At 40.3% G+C, this 19,679-nt stretch carries 12 protein-coding genes; 6 read left to right on the plus strand and 6 right to left on the minus strand.

Annotated elements, in window-relative coordinates; all coding sequences use genetic code 11:
• The first annotated feature begins 55 nt into the window (after nt 1-55).
• The 6 genes from recC (at nt 56) to GQR38_RS00430 (ending at nt 13,450) form a co-directional block, all read left to right on the plus strand.
• Nucleotides 56-3,355: an exodeoxyribonuclease V subunit gamma gene (gene recC, locus GQR38_RS00405; protein ID WP_165722287.1), complete on the plus strand. Its 3,300-nt coding sequence runs from the start codon at nt 56-58 to the stop codon at nt 3,353-3,355.
• On the plus strand, nt 3,342-6,920 hold the full coding sequence (recB, locus tag GQR38_RS00410; protein WP_165722286.1) for an exodeoxyribonuclease V subunit beta: 3,579 nt from the start codon (nt 3,342-3,344) through the stop codon (nt 6,918-6,920). Before recC ends, recB begins: the two co-directional genes overlap by 14 nt.
• A complete protein-coding gene (gene recD / locus GQR38_RS00415) occupies nt 6,917-8,971 on the plus strand; it encodes an exodeoxyribonuclease V subunit alpha (protein WP_165722284.1) in 2,055 nt (684 codons plus the stop codon). The genes recB and recD overlap by 4 nt, the downstream gene beginning before the upstream one ends.
• Before the next feature lie 193 nt (nt 8,972-9,164).
• On the plus strand, nt 9,165-10,490 hold the full coding sequence (locus GQR38_RS00420) for a PAS domain-containing methyl-accepting chemotaxis protein (protein WP_165722282.1): 1,326 nt from the start codon (nt 9,165-9,167) through the stop codon (nt 10,488-10,490).
• A gap of 610 nt (nt 10,491-11,100) precedes the next feature.
• Entirely contained in the window at nt 11,101-12,171 is a 1,071-nt protein-coding gene (locus GQR38_RS00425) for a hypothetical protein (RefSeq protein ID WP_165722281.1), read from the plus strand.
• A 217-nt stretch (nt 12,172-12,388) separates the two neighbouring features.
• Entirely contained in the window at nt 12,389-13,450 is a 1,062-nt protein-coding gene (locus GQR38_RS00430) for a hypothetical protein (RefSeq protein WP_165722279.1), read from the plus strand.
• Between the two features lie 98 nt (nt 13,451-13,548).
• Here GQR38_RS00430 and ttcA read toward each other — a convergent pair whose 3' ends face one another.
• The 6 genes from ttcA to GQR38_RS00460 all read right to left on the minus strand — a co-directional run bounded on the left by ttcA (nt 13,549) and on the right by GQR38_RS00460 (nt 19,671).
• On the minus strand, nt 13,549-14,463 hold the full coding sequence (gene ttcA / locus GQR38_RS00435) for a tRNA 2-thiocytidine(32) synthetase TtcA (protein ID WP_007585631.1): 915 nt from the start codon (nt 14,461-14,463) through the stop codon (nt 13,549-13,551).
• 170 nt (nt 14,464-14,633) lie between these two features.
• The gene (gene uspE, locus GQR38_RS00440; RefSeq protein ID WP_165722277.1) at nt 14,634-15,560 is read right to left on the minus strand and encodes a universal stress protein UspE; all 927 of its coding nucleotides are present in this window, start codon (nt 15,558-15,560) and stop codon (nt 14,634-14,636) included.
• A gap of 103 nt (nt 15,561-15,663) precedes the next feature.
• Complete coding sequence (locus GQR38_RS00445) at nt 15,664-16,401, minus strand: FNR family transcription factor (protein WP_007585636.1); 738 nt, start codon at nt 16,399-16,401, stop codon at nt 15,664-15,666.
• 66 nt (nt 16,402-16,467) lie between these two features.
• Nucleotides 16,468-17,139 carry a sulfite exporter TauE/SafE family protein gene (locus tag GQR38_RS00450; protein WP_165722275.1) on the minus strand — a complete coding sequence of 224 codons (672 nt, stop codon included), beginning with the start codon at nt 17,137-17,139 and terminating at the stop codon, nt 16,468-16,470.
• A complete protein-coding gene (ccoS, locus tag GQR38_RS00455; RefSeq protein WP_121954920.1) occupies nt 17,132-17,299 on the minus strand; it encodes a cbb3-type cytochrome oxidase assembly protein CcoS in 168 nt (55 codons plus the stop codon). Before ccoS ends, GQR38_RS00450 begins: the two co-directional genes overlap by 8 nt.
• The gene (locus tag GQR38_RS00460; RefSeq protein WP_165722273.1) at nt 17,296-19,671 is read right to left on the minus strand and encodes a heavy metal translocating P-type ATPase; all 2,376 of its coding nucleotides are present in this window, start codon (nt 19,669-19,671) and stop codon (nt 17,296-17,298) included. The genes ccoS and GQR38_RS00460 overlap by 4 nt, the downstream gene beginning before the upstream one ends.
• Between the last annotated feature and the right edge of the window lie 8 nt (nt 19,672-19,679).

Below are 19,679 nucleotides of genomic sequence, written 5' to 3' on the forward strand. Positions count from 1 at the left end.
CCCTAATATTGAAAATATCTTACACTGGTTTTATCTCAAGCAAGGTCAGTGCTATATGCTAAATATTATTCAATCAAACCGGATGGAAGCCCTGCAAGCGCAGTTCCACCAGCTGTTAAAAGTAAACCCATTGCAAAGCCCGTTCGACAAAGAAGTGGTGCTAGTGCAATCGCCGGGTATGTCGCAGTGGTTAAAAATAGGTTTGAGCGAAAACTTAGGGGTCGCAGCGCAGGTGGATTTTCCGCTGCCATCGAGCTTTATTTGGCAGTTGTACCAGCAATTGCTGCCAAATGTCCCTAAAGAGTCGGCATTTAATAAGCCCAACCTTGCTTGGAAACTGTTTGCAATTTTACCAAACTGTATTGACGAGCCATTATATTTACCGCTAAAAACTTATTTAGAGGGCGATATTGACGGGCAAAAAACCTTTGCGCTGTGCGAAAAAATAGCCGATGTGTACGACCAATATTTAATGTACCGACCGCACTGGATAGCCACATGGGATAGCGGCAAAGATGAGCTTGATGATGTAGATGTAGCCATTGCCCCATGGCAACCTGACTTATGGCGACGCATTGTAAAACTAAGCCAAGAACTTGGGCAAAGCCAATTTCATCGCGCTAATATGCAAGGGCAGTTACTAGCAGCACTTGAGACTATGGACAATAGCTTACTGCCACAACGCATTAGTTTATTTGGTATATCGGCGATTGCCAGTTCCCAGCTAGACGTATTTGAAGCGCTGAGTAAAAAAACCGAGGTTATATTATTCTTTTTTAACCCGAGTGAGCATTACTGGGGCGATATTATAGATGAAAAAACAGCGGCTAAAATAAGCGCTAAATACGCTAAAATGCCGCTGGTGGAAGCGCAGCAAAAAAAACAAACCAACCCAGATGAAGAATACTACTTTATAGGTAATCCGTTGTTATCGTCGTGGGGTAAATTAGGTCGCGACTATTTTGAGCAACTCGTACAGTTAGATGCCCGTTGGATTGATGGTTTTATTGATGTGTTTGACGACACCTTACTAGGGCAAGTACAAAGCGAGATTTATCAGCTTGCGTTTAAAGGTGAATCGCTGACCGATAACAAAGAGTGGTTTATAAACGACGAAGGTAAATTACCAATCAGCGCAACCGACACCAGCATTACGCTAAGCGATTGCCATACTCCGCTCAGAGAAGTTGAGCGCTTGCACGACTACTTACTTAACTTATTTAATCAAAACCCAGCGCTTACCCCCAAAGACATAATCGTCATGATGCCCGATGTAGGCACTTACAGCCCTTACATTGAAGCCGTATTTGGCGGAGCACAAGGCAGCCGCTTTATTCCTTACGCATTGGCCGATTTAGCCATAGAGCAAGAAAAGCCCGTCCTTAGCTCATTTGCGAGTTTAGCTAACTTACCGTTTTCGCGCTTTGGTGTGTCGGATATTCTCGATTTATTACAAGTTACGCAAATAGCCGAAAAATTTGGGCTTGAAGCGCACGAATACGAGCAAATTCAATACTGGCTTGAGCGAGTAGGCGTTAAATGGGGTATAAACGCAGCGCATAAAAGCAGCTTTGATTTACCCGCTATTGATTTAAATACCTGGCAACATGGGCTCAACCGTTTATTGCTTGGTATTGCCATGCGCGACGAGCAATGCCCGTTTAACGGCATTTACAGTGCCGATGAAGTAGAAGGCATGGCGCTCGATACACTCAATAAACTCGTGCACTTTATTGATGTACTGCAAAGCTTTAAAGAGCAGCTAACGCCCGACGATACGCTCACTAATAAAGCGCATATTTTAAGTGAGTTATTAAACGCGATATACGAAAGTGAAAGCGACGACAGCTGGGATTTATTGGTACTTCAAAACGTGCTCGAAGAGTTACAAAAGCACCACGACAACGGCGATTACAGTAAAGCGGTTTCGCAGCGTATTGTTAGTTACTTAATTAAACAAGGCATTCAAGAAAAAGGCGTAGGGCAGCGATTTTTGGTCGGGCAAGTAAACTTTTGTACGCTTATGCCCATGCGCGCCGTGCCATTTAAAGTGGTATGTATGCTGGGCTTAAATGATGCCGACTACCCGCGTAACGTACAGCCTATTGGTTTTGACTTAGTGCCTTATTCTAAAAAGCAAAAAGGTGATCGATCACGTAAATTAGATGACCGCTACTTATTTTTAGAAGCACTACTAAGTGCCCGCGACAACTTATACATGAGTTACATTGGTCGCTCGTGTTTTGATAACCAACCGCGCATGCCATCAACGCTTGTAAGCGAGCTGTTAGAATATATTGGGCGTAGCTTTGTATTAAGCGAGAAAAGCGAAAAAACACTGCCAGAATGTTTAATCAATCAGCAGCATTTACAGCCCTTTAATAGCCATTATTACTTAGCCGATGAGCAAGCCAATACTGTGCTGAGCAACCACAGTTACAACCCAATTTGGCTGCCGAGTGAGTCTATTAAACCACAGCCGGTTATTGCACTTGATGTGACTGTGCCAGAGCAGTTAGATCTTGATGTGTTTATTAAAAGTGTGTGCAGCGCACAAGAGAGCTTTTATCAGCAAACATTAGGTTTACGCCTGCCACAATTTAACGAAGTAGCAAAAGACGAAGAACCATTTAGCCTAGATGCACTGCGCCGTTATTTTTATCTTGATGAAATACTTAAAGCCAATATAAACGAGCAGCCACTAAGTACCGAGCAAATACTGCAGCGGGGTGAGTTACCTCAAGCCAATGTAGGCAGCCTTATATTTGAGAGTATGGAGCACCGAGTTGACGCGCTTGCAGGGCAAGTTAAAGAGCACATTAAAGGCGGGAAAAGTGAGCCGATAGAGGTTTTGCTTACCATTGAAGGTACCAAAATAGAAGGCTGGCTCAATCATGTTTATTTGCAAAAACAAGTGTTTTACCGCAGTGCGAGTATTAAAGCGAAAGATTTAATTAAAGGCTTTATTTATCACCTTGCAGCGCAAAGTATGGATCATCACGTAGAAACATTGTTACTTGGGCTCGATAAGCAAATTACCTTTGCGCCCATAAACAAAGCCGATGCGGATGCACTATTGGCCGATTGGTTTGAGTTATACAAAGCACTGCGCGCAGAGCCTGTGCCATTTTTTCCGGTAAGTGGTTATGAATACGTTAAAAGCGGCGGCGATATAACAAAAGCAATGAGCAAATTTAGCCCGCAATACATAGGGCGAGGCGAGGGCGAAAACCCGTATATTCGCTTAACGGTGCAATCGCTAAACGACTGCCAAGAAGAATTTATAAAATGGAGTGATAAATTGCTTACGCCTTTATTTGAACACGCAAAGGAGAGTGACCATGCAAGCGCTTAATCCTCTTACTATGCCGCTCATTGGTCAAAGTTTAATAGAAGCCAGTGCGGGTACTGGTAAAACTTATACAATTACGGGGCTGTATTTACGTTACTTACTAGGTATGCAAATAGAAGGTGAGTTAAATACGCCGCTCAGTGTTGAGCAAATTTTGGTAGTAACCTTTACCGACGCCGCCACCCAAGAAATTAAAGACCGCGTACGCAGCCGAATTATTGCTGCGCGCGACGCATTGCTTGGGCAAGACCCAAATGACGAACTCATTGAAGGCGTAATTGCCAAAATTGATGATAAGCACCGCGCGTTTGATTTACTCGATGCAGCTGCTAAATCAATGGACGAAGCCGCTATTTTTACCATTCATGGCTTTTGTCAGCGGATGCTAAAACAACATGCGTTTGAGTCGGGTGTGGCGTTTAATCTCGAATTTATTTTAGATGAGCGCGACATACTGCTCGAAACCATTAAAGATTTTTGGCGTGCGTTTGTATACCCACTTAACAAAGAGCGCACCGATGCTATTTTAGATGTATTTGCCGCACCAGAGGCTTTATTCGCTCAAGTGGCGAGCATTTTAAATAAAGCCAATGCGCACATTACACCACAAATAAAATTAGACGATGTGTGGAAAGCCCGCGACGAGTACATAACCTGTGTACCCGCATTTAAAAAAGCGGTATTAGAGCAAGAGTTTATAGGTGCTATTAAAGGCTCGGGTTTAAGCGGGTCTAAAACGCCAGCACGAAAAGGCAGCCTTAGTGCGCTTGAGGCATTTTGTTTAGGCGGCGATTTGTTTTTTGAATTTGGCACTAGCAAGTATTCGTTTGAAGTGTGGAGTACAGAAAACTTAAGCGATGCAGGCAACTATAAAAAGAATCAGCCATTATTTGTGCATCCATTACTGAGTCAGTTTGACGAGCTTGCCGCCCTTAATAACACCATAAACCAAGGGCTTAAAATAGCGGTTGTACAACATGCAGCACGCTGGGTAAAAGCCGCAATAGTTAAGCGCAAGCAAGAGCAAAGTGTGATCACCCCCGATGACTTATTGACCAATTTACACAGTGCGCTTAATAACGAGCAAGGCGACGTACTAGCGCAAAAAATTGCGCAGTTGTTTCCGGTTGCCATGATTGATGAATTCCAAGATACCGATCCGATTCAGTACGGTATTTTTAGTAAAATTTATGGGCAACAAAATACCACGCTTGCCATGATAGGCGACCCCAAGCAGGCTATTTATGGCTTTAGGGGCGCGGATATTTTTACGTATATTGGCGCAAAAGAAGCTGTACAGACTGATCAGCAATTTACGCTGGGTACTAACTTTCGCTCAAGCACCGATATAGTAAATAGCGTTAATAGTTTATTTGGCAAACACGCTAACAGCTTTATTTATAACGACGCCATACCGTTTAACGCAGTAGCTGCTAAAGGTAAAAAAGCGGAAGACTCTTTTTTAATTGATGGCAAACCCGCTACCGCATTCGAATTTAATGTATTTGTAGATGAAGCCGCAGACGAAAAAAACAAACCAACTAACAAAGGTGTAGGGCAAGCGCATTTAGCCACTCACTTTGCTAATAAAATAGTGACCCTGCTTGAAAAAGCAAAACAGGGGGACGCGTGCATTGGCAGTACCCCTGTAAGCGCTGCTGATATTTGTATATTAGTGCGTGACCGTGTTGAAGCGCAAATAATGAAAAAAGCGCTAGATGATGCCAAAATAGCCAGCGTGTATTTATCGCGCGAGAGCGTTTTTAGCCAAGAGCTTAGCCATCACCTACTTAACTTTTTAACAGCGCTGCATGGTCAATATGACGAGTCATTGCTGCGCGGTGTTTTAGCCGGACCACTATTTTGTTTAAGTTATAACGAAATACACGCACTCGCTGATGATGAAAATAAATGGCAAGAGCATTTAAACTTTTTTGCACAGCTCAGCCACATTTGGAACAAGCAAGGCGCTATGGCCATGCTTGAGCGCTTAATGGGCCATAACCAGCTTAGCGCTAAATGGCAAGGATTGGGATATAACGTTGAGCGTTGGCTGACTGACTTTAGGCATTTGGGCGAAATACTTCAGCAAAAACAAATAGAGCTTGAAGGCACGCTGCGTTTGCTGCGCTGGTTTGCACAAAAGGTAAGCCAACAAGACGGCGAAACAGTACAAGTGCGCCTAGAAAGTGACGCCAACTTAGTTAAAATTGTCACTATGCATGCCTCAAAAGGGCTTGAATACCCTCTGGTATTTATGCCGTTTGCCAGTGGCTATCGCGAAACTAAAGAAGCGCTTTATCACAATAATGGCAAGCTAATTTACGATTTAAGTAAAGACGAAGATGCCCTGCAAAAAGCAGAGCAAGAGCGCCTAGCTGAAGATTTACGCCTGCTGTATGTAGCCCTTACTCGCGCTGTGCATTTTTGTGCGCTTGGTGTTTACAACATTGGGCAAGGGCAAAGTAGCCGCTTAGCTATGCAAAGTAGTGCACTAGGGCATGTGTTATTTGCAGGGCTTGAACTTGCTAGTAGCCAAACATGGCGCACGCATTTAAGTGAGTTTTGCGACGCTAATAGCGCGATGAGCTATCAGCAATTTACCTCACAAACGTTATTAGAGCAGGGCACGCTTTGTTTTAGTAATAGTGAAATTGCGCAGCAAACATTAAGTGTTAATAGAGTAACGGCAAATATTGAGCGTAACTGGCGAGCAACCAGCTTTAGTGCGTTGAGCTTTAAAAAGCACAGCGACCAATTAGCCCCAGGGCGAAGTGATGAAGATCACGAAAAAGACGAGTTTGCAGTGCAAGAGGACGAACTACCGTCACCTTATAGTTTTCCTAAAGGACCAAAGCCGGGTAGCTGTTTGCACGAAATATTTGAACAAATAGATTTTATTAGCCCAATAGTTCACCCAACTAATACCGAGCAAAACTTATCTGAGGTAGTTAAGCGCAGCCTTGAAAAGTATCACATAGGTGAGCAATGGCGAGAAGTGGCCGAAAAATGGGTGCTTGATGTTCTTGCGTGCCCCCTAGATAAAAGCTCTCTAGAAAACAGCCTTCTTTCATTGGGTGTGCTTACACCCAATGATTGCCTAGTCGAAATGGAGTTTAATTTACCCCTTGAGAGCTTAAGTGCACCTAAGCTAAACGAAATGCTGGTTAAACATTTTGGCTTTACGCAAAGTAAGCTTGAATTTTCACAAGTAAAAGGCTTGTTAAAAGGCTTTGTCGATTTAATATTTTGCTACCAAGGCAAGTATTATATTTTAGATTATAAGTCTAATTATTTAGGCAGTACGCCAGCTGATTACGAAGGCGATATGCTTGAGCAAGCAATGAGCAGTCATCAGTATCATTTACAGTATTTAATCTACACGGTAGCGCTGCATCGTTTATTAAAACAACGTATAGCTGATTACTCAATAGAAACCCATTTAGGCGGTGTGTATTATACTTTTTTACGTGGAATGCCGGCAGGGCAAGGCGTGTACTTTAAAAAGCTAACTGAAGAACAAGTGATTATTTTAGATGGCTTATTTAGCCAAGGAGCCATGCTATGAGCGATTTAAATGAGCAACCTGGCTTGTTTGACGATATAGACGAGACACTTAATAATGAAGCAGCAGAGCCTCTTACTTCAAAAAATGTAGCACAAGATGCCTCATTAGAGGACATTGTGTTAAACAATGCTATTACCGAAGTGCCGTTACTTGAGTATTTATTAGCGCAGAACCGACTACGTGTAGTTGATGTTAAACTCGCAGAATTACTGTGTGCTAATGACATTGAGCAAACTCACAATGAACTATTTTATATTATTTTATTGCTGTGCTTATCGCAGCAAAGCCAGCATAGCTGCCTAACCTTAAATGAAGTTGATTGGAGTAATCCTTTTAACTTGCGCAAAAGCGACTTTAATAAACTCGATGGAAATGTACCCAGTACGCTAAGCCCGTTTAGTGATAATTTTAATGTACACACAGCGCTTAGTTATTTACAAAACCATGAAAGCGTAGGCGAGAGTAAACCACTACAATTATTTAACGAGCGACTTTATTTTGCGCGCCTTGCCGGTTATGAGCAAACACTCGCGGATAGATTATTAAGCATGAGCGAGCGAAAGCTCAATATTAATAATGAAATATTGGCAGAACTTTTAAATACCTATTTTCCTGCTGATTCAACAATTGAAACTGATTGGCAAAAAGTGGCGTGCGCGATTGCCGCCACCAAAGGATTTAGTGTGATCACGGGTGGCCCAGGTACAGGTAAAACTACCACAGTGACTAAGTTGCTGGCTATTTTGCAGTCGCTTTATAAAACCGCGCCGCTTAGCATTAAGCTGGTGGCACCCACTGGTAAAGCAGCTGCACGTTTAAGTGAATCTATTTTAGGTGCCAAAAATAAGCTCACAACGATTCCTGATGATATAAAAACGTTGATACCGCAAAGCGCTCAAACTATTCATCGTTTATTGGGTGTAAAACCGTTTACTAATAAATTTAGGCATAACAAAAGCAATCCGCTGCATTTAGATGTACTAATTATTGATGAAGCCAGTATGGTCGATTTATCGCTGATGGCTAAATTAATAGAAGCACTGCCCGCGCACGCGCGATTAATACTCCTAGGTGACAAAGATCAGCTTACCTCGGTAGATACCGGCAGTGTAATGAGCGATTTATGCCAAGGTTTAACACTTGGGCAAACGCCAAGCTACTCGCAAGCACGTTGTGATGAGCTAAATAGTTTATGTTTTAATAATAAACCTAAACTCGTAGCGCAAAGCGTGAGTGAATTTAAACTTGCAGATTGCATTGCCTTTTTACAGCACAGTTATCGATTTGACGCACAAAGCGGTATTGGTCAACTAGCACTTGCGGTAAACACCAATAACACCGGTATTTTAAATTACGTAGAGCAAGAAAGTAGTGAAGGGCGTTTTAACGATGTAATTTTAGATTACGACTTTGTAGCAAAACCGATTGAAAAGCTCGTTAAAAGTGCAGCAAGTCATTATGCAAAATACCTTAACTTAATTGCCCAAGGTGCAGATGTTGCACAGGTGCATACTGCTTTTGCTAGTTATCAGCTTTTAGCTGCGGTACGAGAGGGCGATTACGGCGTTCATAGCTTAAATCAACGAATAGAGCGCGTGTTGCAACAGCAAGGTTTAATTACCGTAAGTCCTAATACTCACCACTACACGGGTATGCCTATTATGGTGAGCCAAAACGATTACCAGCTTAAGTTATTTAACGGTGATATTGGTATTTTAATGCCCGATGAAAGTGGGCAGCTCAAAGCCATATTTATTGACGAGCAAGGTAATCAACGAGCATTTTCACCTGCACGACTCCCTGCACACGATAAAGTCTATGTAATGACTATTCATAAATCACAAGGCTCAGAGTTTAGTTACACAGCCATGGTACTGCCACCGCTAAAACAAGCGCGCATGGGTATTAACAGGCAATTAGTGTATACGGGAATAACCCGCGCTAAAAATAAGTTTGAGCTGGTGGCTGACAAAAAAGTACTGCAATTAGCAATGAATAAAAGCGTATCGAGAGCGTCTGGATTGTATGAAAGATTAAAGTTTGAGAATTAAAGGTTCTGCTGGGACATAGAAGTTATTTTATTGATGTATCCACATATTTGTAGATACCAGTGTTTATGTATTGGCTATTTTAAAACTTTCTGAATCTAGTAATTAAAGCTCTTATTATTTATCGCGTTATAAATGATATCTTCTATAATAAAATTAATTTCATTTCATATCGAATGTATTAGTAGGGATATTAATGTTTTTTTCTAAAAATAAACAAAACGAAATAGCTTCTCTAAAAGCTGAACTTTACCCATTACAACAAGTATGGGAAGGGCTTTACCGAGAGATGTTAGTACTAAACATTCTTTATGATGGCCGAATTTCGCACGCCAATGATAAGTTTTTAGAAAACCTAGGCTACAGTGAAGATGATCTAACTAATAATTCTTTTGACGATTTTATTACAGATTCGTCTCGTCAATCTTCAGAATTTAAAAGCCTACAGCAAGCTATTAAAAAAGAAGGGCATTGGGGCGGTGCATTGCAAGTTATGCGCAGCGATGGTAAAGCTGAATGGTTACGTTTAATAGTACATCCAGTAAAAGGGGAGCAAGATCAGTTGCTCTATTTTTCTATATTCGGAAGTGTACTTACAAAAACAATTACGGCTTCTCGCGAGCAAAGCGATACTATTAAAGCGATATATCGCTCTATGGCGGTAATTGAATTTGATTTAGAGGGCCATGTCTTAAAAGCAAATGATCAGTTTTTAGCTGCAATGGGTTATCAAGAAAGTGAAATACTAGGTAAACATCACCGTACGTTTTGTGAGGCTTCAGAGTATAACTCCCAAGAGTATCTGCAATTTTGGGCTAAATTAAGAGAAGGTAAGTTTATTGCTGAGCGTTTTAAGCGTGTAGATAAACATGGCAACATTGTTTGGCTAGAAGCGTCATATAACCCAATCTCAAATGACGCGAATGAGCTTTATAAAGTGATGAAGTTTGCAACTGTTATCACTGATCAAGTAAATCAAGAAATTGCGATATCACAAGCTGCCGAAATTGCTTATAGCACATCAACCCAAACTGATAAAAAAGCAGAGCAAGGCGCGAGCGTTATACAAGATACAGTCGCAGTAATGACTGAGCTGGCTATTAACATGGAGCAAGCTGCAAATGAAATTTCAGCGCTTGATCAGCAGTCGCAACAAATATCGAGTATTGTACAAAGCATTAGTAGTATTGCAGAGCAAACCAATTTATTAGCATTAAATGCCGCAATTGAAGCGGCTAGAGCTGGCGATCAAGGGCGTGGTTTTGCTGTGGTTGCGGATGAAGTTCGATTGCTTGCATCGCGTACATCAACAGCAACCGAAGAAATTGTAGAAGTTGTACAGCGCAACCAATCACAAACACAAAATACGGTGGCTGTAATAGAAAAAGGTAAAGAGAAGGCAGAGCAAGGCTTGGCGTTATCTAAAGAATCTGGTGAAGTGATGCAAGAGATCCAACAAGGTGCACAAGAAGTTGTAAATGCGATTGGGCAATTTACCAGTGAACTTAAAGCTAACGGTTAGATTAGCTTCGTCCTTATTCTAAAGCGGACACTTTCAATGGTATCCGCTTTAATCTTACTACCCTCAATATACCCCTTGAAACCCATCTAATAATTTCAAATATAACAACTATACCTCTATTAACTCATTAATCAGTATGAAATAAGTTTCTTCTCTTCTCTAAATGATAATAAGTTGTTGCATTTTTGTTCGTTGTTCCTAATACTAGAGTCTGTTGATCTTTCAAGGTTAAATTTGCAGCAGTCTGTTTGGTATTTAGGTAAGGCAGAGCCTAAGTAGTGTGGTTGTTCCCCATAAATAGGCGATAACGTAGCATTAATGCCAAACAGACGCTGCCCAAAGGGTACTTCCTAGAGGCTATTTACTCTTTGTTGCTCGGTTTTTACTTATTCTTACATGGATGTAAGCCAGTAGAGTAACGCAGGAGCAGTTACCGAGCCCACTAGGTTACAAATCTCGCGCCGTGATTAAATAGCCTCTAGTTTGAACAAATTTTAATCCGCAAAGAACAACAGACCCTAGTGAACACCTAAGCTGACAAGCTTATGTAAACCAACATGAATACCTTAAATGATAATAAAATATTAAGTACACAACATTAAGGAATTGTATGAACAACACAAAGCGCACACACAAATTAATTAAGCCAAGCCACCTAATTGGTGCGGGGTTAGCTATGTTAATGAGCTTTTCTGCAGCGAGTAAAGACTACAAAATTATATTAATTCATGGGTTACAAACTTCGCAAATAACAAATAAGTCGGGTAGTGATGTAATCAATGATGGTGAAACATATTGGCAATCGTACTGGAATAATCGTGCAGATGAGCGAATTGATTGGCCTGCTTATGAACGTATTGAAGGTAAAATTGCTACCGATTGGGTGTGGCCAAAGCTAAAGCAAATTTCACGCTCTAATTTATGCAGTGATGGCTGTGTATTTGTAACACATTCAACAGGAGACTTAGTTGCACGCCATATTATTGATAATCAAGAAAACTGGTTAGAAAACGAAGGCTTAGAGCCGCTTAATATTGTTGCTACGTTTGATTTAGCAGGCGCGGGTGGTGGAAGTGAGCTGGCTGACGTAGCTGTTAGTGCTTTAACTGGCGCATCATGGAACTTTGCGGTCGATGCTGCACTCAAATGGTGGCTAGGAAGTGATGTAACCGAAGCTGTTGGTGTATTACACGATTTAAAAGTAAACAATGCACGTAAAATTTCACCATTCCCAGATGCACGTACGCCACGTTTACGCTTTGTTGCCGATGGAAATGCATATTTGGGTTTAACGGGTGGTTTTTTAAAAGGCAATGATGATTCTGTTGTTGCATCGCACTCTTCATGTGGTGCCAGTTCGGCTGGCTCGTTTGGAAGTTGTAGCAGCAGTGTTGATACAAATGGCCATTTAAAATCGCAAGGTGATGCAGTAAGTAGCTTTATGCCAAACCATTATCCAATGATGATGAGTGACAGTTATAGCCATAACGAAATACATAACGCGCAGCGAAAAGGTAATGTAACAATAGCCATGAATAACGTAAATGTGGAAGGTGACACTGTAGGTTTTAATACGTTTGATAAAACTACAGGTAGTTGGTTTTGGAAAAAACAATATCGTTATATTAAGGATTCAAATAATTTAAGCGCATCAGCACTTATTTATAATGTGATTCCATAACATACAAGGCGTGTAGTTATACCAATCTGCATAAATCTTTGATCAATTTAACGAATTAAATTCCACTATAACGTCGTTAAAAATTTTTTATTTAGAACAACTAGATACAAAAATTTTTGCCTAGTTCTAGCGTAATTTTCTTAACGTTAAATAGACCCCATATATAAGCAGATTGGTATTAAAAACTATACGCCTTATAAAAGATTGAAATATAAAAATGAAAAAATTTTATGTCGTTGCTTTAATTATTAGCACTATTTTATTCTCGCTATGGTTTACAGGTAAAAATGATGCTCATAAAGTTGCTGAGCCAATAACACCTCAGGTTAAACACAGTGCGAGCGTAGCTGATTTATCGCCTGTAAAAGTGATCCCTATAGATGTACCTACAGCAAAAAAAACACAATCAAAAAAACAAATCGCGTTTAATGAAGACTTAACAAAAGCAGCGCAGCAAGTGGTTATGCAATATGAAAGTGCACTTAAATTTCCTCCTTATTCTCAGCCATTGAGTCCATTAGATGAAGATCGATTAAAGCCAAATCAATTCTACCCGGTATCGAGCCCTATTGATGAAAGTGGCGATGCTTTAACGTTAAGTCTTAAGCAATATCGTTTTGTATACCCAGAAGAAATAACAATAAAGATAAGCGCTCAAGGGCTTGGAAAAGTGGTCGTTGAGCTTGCAAATACAGATACAAAAGAAGTGTTAAATACCCATACAGGCAATGCGCGTGACGGTGAAGCAATTATAACATTTGAAGAGGATGAAGATTACCCTCGTAGCTTACAAGTGTTTGTAGAGGGTGATGTTGCCGGTAAAAAAGTTCCCGTAGTTGCACAAATTCAATATATGCCGCCTAGTGCAACTTTAACAGGTTTTGAAACTGCTTATGCACAAAACGAAAACATGATTTTGCCAGCTAACATAGCGGTAGTAAAAAGTGGTTTGTATCGTGTTAGGGCTAATTTATACAGTGGCGATACACCACTTGCTCATTTAGTATCTAAAGAGCGGTTAGCACAAGGAAGCCAAACACTTAATTTGAAAGCCCACTGGTCGGTGTTACCACAAGGCATTACAGATATGCGCTTAAGCGACTTTGTTATTGAGAGAATGTCGCCAAGCCCAGGTGAGCGAAATAGCTTTGGGAATAGTGAAATAAGTCATTTTGATATTAATGATTTTTCGTACGATAGCTTGCAGCAATTACCATATCAGGCTAATGCACAAGAACAGTTAAGTTTGGAATTTTTACAAGGCTTAGCTGAGAGTTAAAAATAGAACGCAATGCTGAATTGGTAAATTTAAGGGGGTTGTACATAAATACAACCCCCTTAAATTTGTTAGCTTATATTAGCTTATATTAGCTTAGATTAGCTTAGATTTATAGTAACTACACTTGGCGCTTCTTGTTCATCAAGCTCATTAGCCACAGGCACTTTAGGAATGTCTGGTTTATCAAGGGCTATATCGCCACCATCAATTACTTCACCTGTTTGTAAGTTTTTAAAATCAAACAAGTCGGCGTCAGCTAAATGTGAAGGCACTATGTTTTGCATTGCTGTAAAAATGCTTTCAATACGACCCGGGTGCTCCGCATCCCATTTAGCGAGCATTGTTTTTGTATGTTTACGCTGTAAGTTTTCTTGCGAGCCACATAGGTTACACGGAATGATAGGGTAACCTTGTACAAATGCGTATTGGCTTATGTCGCTTTCTTTACAGTATGCAAGTGGGCGAATAACCATGTGCTCGCCGTTATCACTCATTAATTTAGCCGGCATACTTTTTAGCTTTCCGCCGTAAAACATATTTAAAAACAATGTTTCAATCATGTCGTCACGGTGATGACCAAGGGCTATTTTAGTAGCGCCTAGCTCTTTTGCTGTGCGGTATAAAATACCACGACGTAAGCGTGAGCAAAGTGAGCACGTTGTTTTACCTTCAGGGATAATATCGGTAACAATACTGTAGGTATCTTCTTCTACAATTTTGTATTCAACATTCAATTTATCAAGATACTGGGGTAAAACATGCTCAGGAAAATCAGGTTGTTTTTGATCAAGATTTACAACAACTAGGTCAAACTTTATAGGTGCTACACGTTTTAAATGTTGAAGCATTTCAAGCATTGTGTAGCTATCTTTGCCGCCAGAAAGGCATACCATTATACGGTCACCTTCTTCAATCATATTGAAGTCCATAACGGCTTGACCAGTTTGGCGACGTAAACGCTTTTGCAGCTTATTTAAGTTAAATTGAGCTTTAGCTTGATCTGAGTGTGACAATTACGCCCCCTAATAAAACAATACAGCAAAGTTATTTGCTAAAAATAAAGGGGCGTATTATACCCAAACCACCTGAATATGCGAGTTTAGGATGTAATTAAAATTGATTTAAACGTGCCTTATTAACACGTAAAAATAACTCGCTTATAACTTGCACATAAAGCTTAAAATTAATCCTTTGCCATAGGGCTCACGTAACCATCGGGCTTGAGTGCCAGTACATCACAGTCTAGGCTATCAATTACATGCTCTGCTGTATTACCTACAAGAGCGGCACTTAAGCCCGTGCGGCCTACAGTACCAATAACAACTAATTCGCTATTTAACCGCTTCGCTACATCAGGGATTACATCCTCTGGCAGGCCTTCTTCAATAAAACATTGCTCTGGGTTTAAATTAAACTCTGCAGCAAGTGCATTGGTTGATTCATGATGATGCTTTTTAACTGATTCGTTATAAAGTCCTGGGTTAAACTCAGGAATTTCGATGGCAATATTAATAGGAGTTGCAGGGTAGGCATTAACTAAATTAAGTTTTGCGTTGGCAAGTTCACATAAAAATTGTGCGTCTTTAATAACGCGTTTATTAAGTGCTATATGTTCTTCGTTTTCACTAACCGCATTTACAGCAGCTAAAATATTACCGTTTGCTGGCCATGCCATTTCTTTTACAAATAATACCGGAGCGGGGCATTTGCGTACTAAGTGCCAATCCGTAGGGGTAAAAATAACTGATTTAAGTGCACCATGTTGATGTGTGCCTTTAATTACTAAATCGTATTTTTCATCAATTACAGTGTTTATTATGGCTTCGTAAGGGCGATTATGCCAAACCACTTGGGTTTCAATATTTATATCTTTGTAAGGAGAAACTAAATCGTTTAGCCATAGCTGGCGATCTTTTAGTACGGCATCGCGCATTGCTTCGCGTTCATCGCCAGATAACATAGTCGTCATTTCGTAAGAGAAGTCGTAAACCGTCATAAAGGCGGTAATACTTGCGCCAGATTTTTTAGCTAAATCTATTGAACGTGCTAAACCGTGTTGATCATCTTTGGTGGGGTCAATAACCGCAATAATGCGTTTAATAGTGTTCATATGCTACTCCATTTACCTAACGGGTGTACATTTAGTGTAACGTAAATATAAAACAGTTAAAGGGGTAGCATATAAATTGTTGTTCTAAATCAAACTATTTAATTTAGCGAGGCTTAACTATCGCCGCTGTTTTAGCCAAGGCATCATTATCTAAAATTGTAATAAATTTACCCTCTACTTTAATTAAGTCAGCTTTTTGAAAACGACTTAATAAACGGCTAATGGTTTCTACTGTTAGACCTAAGTAATTACCAATTTCACCGCGAGTCATCGTAAATCTAAATTCTTTACGCGAAAAACCACGCTCACCAAAACGCTCCGACAAGTTATAAATAAAACTAGCTAAGCGTTCCTCTGCTGATTTTTTATTGAGTAATAGCAGCATTTCTTGATCGTATGTAATTTCACTGCTCATTAAGCGCATTATTTGTTGGCGAAGCTTTGGTAATTTTCCTGATAGTTCATCAAGAGTATCGAATGGGATTTCGCACACCATTGACGTTTCAAGTGCTTGCGAAAAACTGGGATGAGTCATTTTACTTATTGCGTCAAAACCAACTAGGTCGCCCGCTAAATGAAAGCCGGTAATTTGCTCATCACCTCGCTCCGATAACGTGTACGATTTAAATGAACCAGAACGAACCGCATAAATAGCCTGTAAAGGTGCACCTGATTCAAATAGATAGTCGCCTTTATGGAGTGGTTTTTTTCGCTCAATAATTTCGTCAAGCTTGTCCATTTCTTGGCCATTGAGTGAAAATGGCAAACACAATTGACTAATACTGCAGTTATTACAGCTAATAGCACAATTACCTTTAGCGCGACTTTGAGAGAAATCCATAATTTAATCCGTTTGATTTTTATACACGACTGCAAAATAACCTTAAAGGTTAATAATGCGAATAGATTAATGTACCAGTTTGTCAGTTGCAATAATCAATAAGTAGATACCATACCAAATTATAACACTGCCTAATACAATTCGGGTCCATGGATGGTTAATAATAGTATTTAGTTTTTGTGCGGTAACGCCTAATGTGATCATCGCGGGAAAAGTACCCAAAGCAAAGCAAAGCATAACTAAGGCACCGTCAAGGGCACTTGGGCTAGTCATCGCCCATGTAAGCGCTGAGTATACAAGTCCACAAGGCAGCCATCCCCACAAAGCACCGTAACCTAGGGCTTTAAAAGGAGAGTTAATAGGCATTAAATATTTATTTAGTTTAACAATGTGTTGCCACACCAAGGTTTTACCTATTTTCTCTAACCATTGCAAAGTAGGGCCCAAGCGCATTATATACACGCCAACGAGGAGCATAAAAATAGCTGCAATGAACGAAAGTACTAAAGAGAAGGAGGTGTTTTGCCTTGCAAATTGGCTGCTAATACCAGCAACAAGTGCACCTGCAACCATATAGCTCAGTGCACGTCCAATATTATAAGCAAATGAATAGGTAAATGTTTTACGTTTGTCACTTGCCAGTTGTAATGAGCTTGCAATACCACCACACATAGCAATGCAATGACCGCTACCGATTAGCCCCATTAAAAATGCGCTGGTATAAAGAGGGTCAATCATTACTTTTTTTATGTTGCTCTTTGTCATCTTCAAACAAAATACTATGACCTTGCTTGTTTAAATCCGAAAACTGCTCGCTTTTTACGGCCCAAAAGAAAACACCAATAGCAATAATGACGAACAAAATGGCGATAGGGATCAAAATGTAAATTATGCTCATAACTTTAATAGCCTTAGTGAATTACTAATCACAATAATTGAGCTGGCAGACATGCCAATAACAGCCATCCAAGGAGCAACTAAGCCCAACGCTGCCAGTGGTAATATTGAAGCATTATACAATAAAGACAGCGCAAGATTTTGCTTAATAATACGTCTGGTTTGTTTTGCTACATTAAGTAAGTGACCAATGGAGGCTAAATCGCTATTAAGAAGCACTACATCGGCGCTATTTTTTGATATGTCTGCACCGGTTTCCATAGCAATAGATAAGTGCGCACTAGCAAATACCGGGCTGTCGTTTACACCATCACCTACCATTGCAACGACTTCATTTTGTGAAGACCATTGCTCAACGGCGGTTTGTTTATCTTGTGGAGAACATCCAGATTGCACACTTTCAAGTTTAAGTTGCTTAGCTACTTTTTGCCCAGCATCTGACGCGTCACCGGTTAACATGTGACACGTTAAGTTTTGCGATTGAAGTGAGTCTATAAGCTTTTTAGCATCGCTTTTTACTTTATCAACAAAGTAAAAGCGTGCAACAACTTGCTTATTTATATACAAGCTCGCTTGTGCATTCGATTTTTTGCTATTAAACCAACCACTTTTACCAATTGCGTAATGATTAGTTGCATCTTGTGCGCTAATTCCCAGCCCTGGATGTACTTCAACGTTATTAAGACTGCGGTGAGCTGGCGTAAACTCATCAAATGCACTGGCGATAGGGTGTTCAGAATAATGCTCTAGCATGGCTGCCATATCTAGCACTTGCGCTTTTGTATATTGTTTATCGATTATATCTACTTCATCAAGGCTAAATTTACCTTGCGTAAGTGTGCCTGTTTTATCAAATGCAAATAAAGTAATTTGTGAGAGCGTTTCGAGCACATGCGCTTGTTTTATTAATACGCCTTTGCGGGTAAGCGTTGCCACTGCACATGTGAGCGCGGTAGGTATGGCTAAACTCAGGGCACACGGGCAGGTAGCAACTAAAACCGAAATAGTGATCCAAAATGCGTGTTCAGGATCAATTTGGTACCAGCCAATAGCTGTAAGTGAAGCAAATATAAGCAGGCACGCTATAAACCATTGCGCAACTTTATCTGTAATTTCAACCAGTTTAGGGCGCTTGGTTAATGCGTTGTGTTGTAAGCGTATAATTTGATTTAAAAGCGTATTTTGGCCAATTTTATTAATTTTTATTTCAATAACGCCGTCGTGGTTAACGCAGCCGGCGTAGACATTGTGGCCAATAAATTTAGTTACTGGTTGATGTTCGCCGGTCATCATTGACTCATCAACCGTGGTTTTGCCTTTAATGAGTTCGCCATCGGCAGGAATTGTCTCACCTGCTTTAATAAGTACTACGTCATTAAGTTTTAGTTTTTTGGCTGCAATTATAAGCTCTTCGCCACTTTCGTTAATGGTGCGGGCTGTTAATGGTAATAACTTTTGTAAATTGGCAGTAAACTCGCTCGCTTTTAAACGCGCTCTAAACTCAAGATATTTACCTAATAACAGTAAAAAGGTAAACATGCATACAGATTCAAAATACACTTCGCCGACTTGCATAAATGTGGCGTAACAACTTGCACCAAATGCGCCAAAAATAGCCAGTGATACGGGTAAATCCATATTGAGCTGTTTTGCTTTTAAGCCATTTATAGCATTGGTTAAAAAGGGCAGTGCGCTATATAAAATAACCGGGGAGGCCAGTACCAAGCTGATCCATCTAAAATACTGCTCAAAGTTACTGTCCATGCCTGAAAACATGCCAAAGTACATGGCGAACGCAAACATCATTACTTGCATGGTCATTAAGCCTGCAACACCTAAGCGGCGAATATAGGCTTTGGCAGTTTGTTGCTTTTGCTTAGCTTCAATATCTGATTGAAACGGGTAGGCTTTGTAGCCAATTTTAGCTAGGGAAGTAATAACTTCACTCAATGGGGTGGTGGTTTTGTCCCATTGAATCATCGCGCGGTTGGTCGATGTATTTACATCAACACGTTTTACTGAGGTTAAATTTAAGAGTTGTTTTTCGATAAGCCATGCACAAGCGGCACAGGTTATACCTTCAACGCTCAATAATACCTCTGAGATATTATCGTTAGTGGCTATAAATTCGTCTTGAATGTCTTCGTTGTCATAACTTTTTATAAATGCGAGTTGCTCAGGTACCAGCTGTTCGACCTTTCCAGCACGAACCGTTCGGTATTTATAATAATCGGTCATACCTTGATCAACAATATTTTGCGCAACAGCTTGGCAGCCAATGCAACACATTGGCTGAGCTTTATCGTCAATTATAACGTTTGCGCTAAATCCGTTTGGCACACTTTCAAGGCAATGAAAGCAAGAGTTAGACATAGTTATTA

It is taken from the genome of Pseudoalteromonas sp. c7(2019), assembly GCF_011378625.1.
Taxonomy (GTDB): Bacteria; Pseudomonadota; Gammaproteobacteria; order Enterobacterales; family Alteromonadaceae; genus Pseudoalteromonas; species Pseudoalteromonas arctica.

What these genes read in the sequence shown, in the direction of transcription:
- recC (WP_165722287.1), top strand. Translation starts at nt 56, where the DNA reads ATGCTAAATATTATTCAATCAAACCGGATGGAAGCCCTGCAAGCGCAG.
- recB (WP_165722286.1), top strand. Translation starts at nt 3,342, where the DNA reads ATGCAAGCGCTTAATCCTCTTACTATGCCGCTCATTGGTCAAAGTTTA.
- recD (WP_165722284.1), top strand. Translation starts at nt 6,917, where the DNA reads ATGAGCGATTTAAATGAGCAACCTGGCTTGTTTGACGATATAGACGAG.
- GQR38_RS00420 (WP_165722282.1), top strand. Translation starts at nt 9,165, where the DNA reads ATGTTTTTTTCTAAAAATAAACAAAACGAAATAGCTTCTCTAAAAGCT.
- GQR38_RS00425 (WP_165722281.1), top strand. Translation starts at nt 11,101, where the DNA reads ATGAACAACACAAAGCGCACACACAAATTAATTAAGCCAAGCCACCTA.
- GQR38_RS00430 (WP_165722279.1), top strand. Translation starts at nt 12,389, where the DNA reads ATGAAAAAATTTTATGTCGTTGCTTTAATTATTAGCACTATTTTATTC.
- uspE (WP_165722277.1), bottom strand. Translation starts at nt 15,560, where the DNA reads ATGAACACTATTAAACGCATTATTGCGGTTATTGACCCCACCAAAGAT.
- GQR38_RS00445 (WP_007585636.1), bottom strand. Translation starts at nt 16,401, where the DNA reads ATGGATTTCTCTCAAAGTCGCGCTAAAGGTAATTGTGCTATTAGCTGT.
- GQR38_RS00450 (WP_165722275.1), bottom strand. Translation starts at nt 17,139, where the DNA reads ATGATTGACCCTCTTTATACCAGCGCATTTTTAATGGGGCTAATCGGT.
- ccoS (WP_121954920.1), bottom strand. Translation starts at nt 17,299, where the DNA reads ATGAGCATAATTTACATTTTGATCCCTATCGCCATTTTGTTCGTCATT.
- GQR38_RS00460 (WP_165722273.1), bottom strand. Translation starts at nt 19,671, where the DNA reads ATGTCTAACTCTTGCTTTCATTGCCTTGAAAGTGTGCCAAACGGATTT.